This is a genomic window from Vibrio splendidus (assembly GCF_002873455.1).
GTDB classification, from domain to species: Bacteria; Pseudomonadota; Gammaproteobacteria; order Enterobacterales; family Vibrionaceae; genus Vibrio; species Vibrio splendidus_J.
In genome coordinates this window covers 1-1,145 of the sequence record NZ_MCUN01000034.1, presented here as the reverse complement: position 1 = coordinate 1,145, position 1,145 = coordinate 1, and the positions used below count along the sequence as shown (strand labels likewise).

The window sequence follows — 1,145 nt, the reverse complement described above, 5'->3', positions numbered from 1 at the left end:
GGTCGTTTTTGTAACCGTTTAGGAAATCTTTGGTGGTACGAATGTCTTTCGATTTTCCTGGTACGTTAGTATCCGGTTTCAGCGCGTCGCCATAGCGTTTAAAGTCTTCCTGTAGTCCTTTAAGCACTTCGCCCGCCTCTATCGCCGCTTGCTCTGCATTGAACAAACCCGAGACAATTTGATCCGCGTACTGACTCATCAAGCGATTGCTTGCTTCGTGTCCATAGAAGGTTTGTTCACCCGTAACGTTGTGGCCTGCAATCGCGAGCTTGGCACGAAGCTTCTCACCCTCATCACCTAAACCTTCACTATCGGTCAAGAGCATGATCGGCGTATCTTTCGGTAAACCTTTTAAGTTTTTCTCTACGGAGAACTGGCCATTAACCGCCTTAGACAAAGCTCCAACAATTCCTGCCGGATTCACCACTTCATGTGCAGTGATCGCTTTAGTCATGCTTGGCATCGGTCTATCCAATAATAAGCCAGAGACTGCTTGACCATTTTGTGCAGCAAAACGCGCAAGGTCGGCGGCAATCGGACCACCCATAGAGTACCCATGAATAATGATGTTACTTGGGTCTATACCCTTATCATTCACGAGATACTTGAACATAGTGCGGGCATCTTGATAGAGACCTTTTTCACTCGGCCCACCGTCGCTTTCGCCATAACCACGCATGTTAACAGCCAACATATCGATATTTTGTTTGTGATAATGACTGCGAATAGCGCTCGCTTGCTCTTCTGAGGATGAACCAGAACCGTGTAGGAACAGTACTACTTTGCCGTTTCCTGTACTCTCTTCGCCTTCAGGTGCTTTCGCTCCCTTATGGAAGTATCCAGACAAACGACCGGCTTCGCCTTTCAGAGTAACCTTTTGAGACTCACCTTTTTCAACAGCAAACCCTAGCAATGTTTCTGTGGTATCACCAATCTTACGGCGAGCGTCTTTAGCACCGAACAACTCATTGTTTAGGAATCGATTTAACGGGCTGAGAGACTCTTTGTCTTGTGGCGGCGTGCCATCATTTTCAATCGCCACGTTTTCTTTGTGCTTATCGTTGCCTGATAGGGCATCATTGACTTCCGGCTTGCTGATTGGCGTCGCATCAAACACAGGCAAATCAAGAATCCCCTGCATGGTG

At 47.4% G+C, this 1,145-nt stretch carries 1 protein-coding gene; it reads right to left on the bottom strand.

Annotation, left to right across the window (positions count from 1 at the left end):
- On the bottom strand, positions 1-1,145 hold a 1,145-nt coding region (locus BCU75_RS18770), incomplete at both ends, for an alpha/beta hydrolase (RefSeq protein ID WP_133148304.1).